The following is a 2,403-nucleotide window of genomic DNA, read 5'->3' on the forward strand; positions in this document are numbered from 1 at the left end:
GGCGTCGGCCGCCGCGCCCGCCTGCGCCGGCCGCTCGTCGCCCTCGGGCGACAGCGCCTTGCGCAGCAGCGGGCGCACCACCACCAGCGTCACCACCAGCGTGAGCAGGGCCAGCACGCCGAGCTCCGCCCAGCGCATCATGTCCTCGCGGGAGACGGCGAAGGGGCTTTCGGGCTCGCCGGCGGAGGTGGCCTGCGGCAGGTCCGCGAAGCGCAGGTTGACGATCTCCACCGTGTCGCCGCGGCCCTGGTCGAAGCCGACGCCCGCCCGCACCAGCGCGCTGATCTGGTCGAGCTCCGCCTGGACGCGGGGCGCATAGGAGACGTCGCCGTTAGCGGCGCGGGTGTAGACGCCGTCCACGAGCACGGCCACCGACAGCCGCTTGATCTGGCCGCCGTCCTTCACCTCGGTGCGGGTGGTGCGGGAGATCTCATAGTTCACGACCTCTTCGGTCTTGTTCGACTGGTCGCGGCTCTGGGGCGCGCCCGCGGCGGCGTTGGCGGCTGCGTTCGGCAGCTGGTTGCCGACGGTGACGCCCTGCTCGGCGGGCTCGCTGGTCTGCGAGTTCTCCTCGCGGGTCTGGGTGGAGCGCACCACCCGGCTTTCGGGGTCGAAGCTGTCGGCGGTGACGGTGGACTTGGTGTTGTCCATCTCGGCGCGCACCTCGACGCGGGCGCGGTCCGCGCCGACCACCCGGCCGACGATGGCCTCCACCCGCTCGCGCAGGCGGCGTTCGAGGCTCGTCACCCGCTCGTCGCTGGCGCCGGCGCCGGAATCCGGGTCGGCGCCGTCGGCGAGCAGGCGGCCGGTCTCGTCCACCAGCGACACCTTCTCCGGCTTCAGCCCCTGCACGGCGGAGGCGGCCAGATGCCGGATGGCGCGGATCTCGCCGCTCTCCAGCTGGCCGCGCGCCCGGATGACGATGGAGGCGGAGGGCTGGGGCGCGTCGCGGGTGAACAGCGGGCGCTCGGGGATGACGAGATGGACGCGCGCGGCCTCAACCCGGTTCAGCGAGCGGATGGAGCGGGCGAGCTCGCCTTCGAGCGCGCGCAGGTGGTTGACGTTCTGCACGAAGCTGGTGGCGGAGAAGCCGTCGCCCTTGTCGAAGATCTCCCAGCCCACGCCGCCGCCGGCGGGAAGGCGGGCCTCCGCCATCTTCATGCGCAGCTTCGCGGCCTGCTCCTGCGGCACCAGGATGCCGGCGCCGTTCTGGCGCAGCTCGTAAGGCACGTTCTGCTGGTCGAGCTCCTTGACGATCGCGGAGGCGTCCTCCGGCGACAGGTCGCTGAACAGCGGCGTCATGGTCGGCTGCGAAAAGCGGATGATCGTGAAGGTGAAGAAGCCGATCAGCGCGATCGCGACCGCCAGCAGGGCCGCGACACGGCCGACGCCGAACGAGCGGAGGAATGCGACGAAGCCGTTCAACGGGGCGTTCTCCGGGCGCGGAGGGAGTGTTGCGCCACCCGGCAAGATTTGCCCGGCATTTGGTAAACGACCCGTTAACGCGCCTCGCGGAGCCCGTCCGGAAACGAAAACGCCGGCCACGAGGGCCGGCGTCGAAGAGGTCGAAGTCTTGCGAGGGTCAGGAGCGATACTGCTGGATGCGCGTGGTCCGCAGCCCCGCCAGTCCGTGCCTGTCGATCGAGGCCTGCCAGGACAGGAACTCCTCGACCGTCAGGGTGTAGCGCTGACAGGCCTCCTCGAGGCTGAGCAGTCCCCCCCGGACCGCCGCCACCACTTCGGCCTTTCGGCGGATCACCCACCGCTTTGTGTCGGAGGGGGGCAGGTCCGCGACCGTCAGCGGACTTCCGTCCGGCCCGATCACGTACTTGGTCCGCCCACGTTGCAGCTCGGTCATAAGGTACTCTCACGCGCATCAGACCCGATGTGAGAGAACGTAGGCGGCGCTCATTTAACATTTGACTAAGCGGTGAACTAGCATTCGAAGCATCTTCAAACGTTAACGAGAAGTCATCCAATTCCTAACGATTTGTATTCAATTTAAGTAACTCAACGGTTACCTTCGAACGGCATTTTTTGCCGGGGAGGGGCGGAAGCTGCCGGGCTCTGGGCGCGCGGGCGGTTCGAATCTGAGCGAAAAGCGCTGGCACGCAGATTGCGAAGCAGGGTTCCGAACCCGGATCCGCCGCTCATGACCTCTCCCATCGCCCCTGTCGCCGCCTCCCAGCCGTCTTCGGCCCCGACCGGGCCCCAGCCTGCGAAGACGGACGATTCTTTCGCCCGCGCGCTGGACGAGGCGGCGCAGAACTCCGACGACACGCGCACGGACGCGCAGACGCTCGCCGCGGGACTGGCGGAGACGGCGCTCGCCCTCGTCGCCGCGCCGACGCCCGTCGTCGAGGCCCTCGCCGGCGACAGCGCGCCCCCCGCGACGGCGCAGAC

3 protein-coding genes are annotated in these 2,403 nt (G+C 69.5%); 1 reads left to right on the forward strand and 2 read right to left on the reverse strand.

Annotated features, from left to right (window positions below):
• Both fliF and sciP read right to left on the reverse strand, forming a co-directional pair.
• The coding region (gene fliF / locus ACFQ4O_RS16885; RefSeq protein WP_378777443.1) for a flagellar basal-body MS-ring/collar protein FliF at nt 1-1,425 on the reverse strand (1,425 nt) is incomplete at its 3' end.
• Nucleotides 1,426-1,582: 157 nt separating this feature from the next.
• Nucleotides 1,583-1,858 carry a CtrA inhibitor SciP gene (gene sciP, locus ACFQ4O_RS16890; protein ID WP_378777445.1) on the reverse strand — a complete coding sequence of 92 codons (276 nt, stop codon included), beginning with the start codon at nt 1,856-1,858 and terminating at the stop codon, nt 1,583-1,585.
• A gap of 294 nt (nt 1,859-2,152) precedes the next feature.
• Here sciP and ACFQ4O_RS16895 point away from each other — a divergent pair.
• A partial coding sequence (locus ACFQ4O_RS16895; protein WP_378777447.1) for a hypothetical protein occupies nt 2,153-2,403 on the forward strand: 251 nt, incomplete at its 3' end.

This window comes from Methylopila musalis (assembly GCF_042679725.1).
Classification (GTDB): domain Bacteria; phylum Pseudomonadota; class Alphaproteobacteria; order Rhizobiales; family Methylopilaceae; genus Methylopila; species Methylopila musalis.

Bases quoted from the DNA above. Each gene is read 5' to 3' on its own strand.
- sciP (WP_378777445.1), bottom strand. From the start codon at position 1,858: ATGACCGAGCTGCAACGTGGGCGGACCAAGTACGTGATCGGGCCGGAC.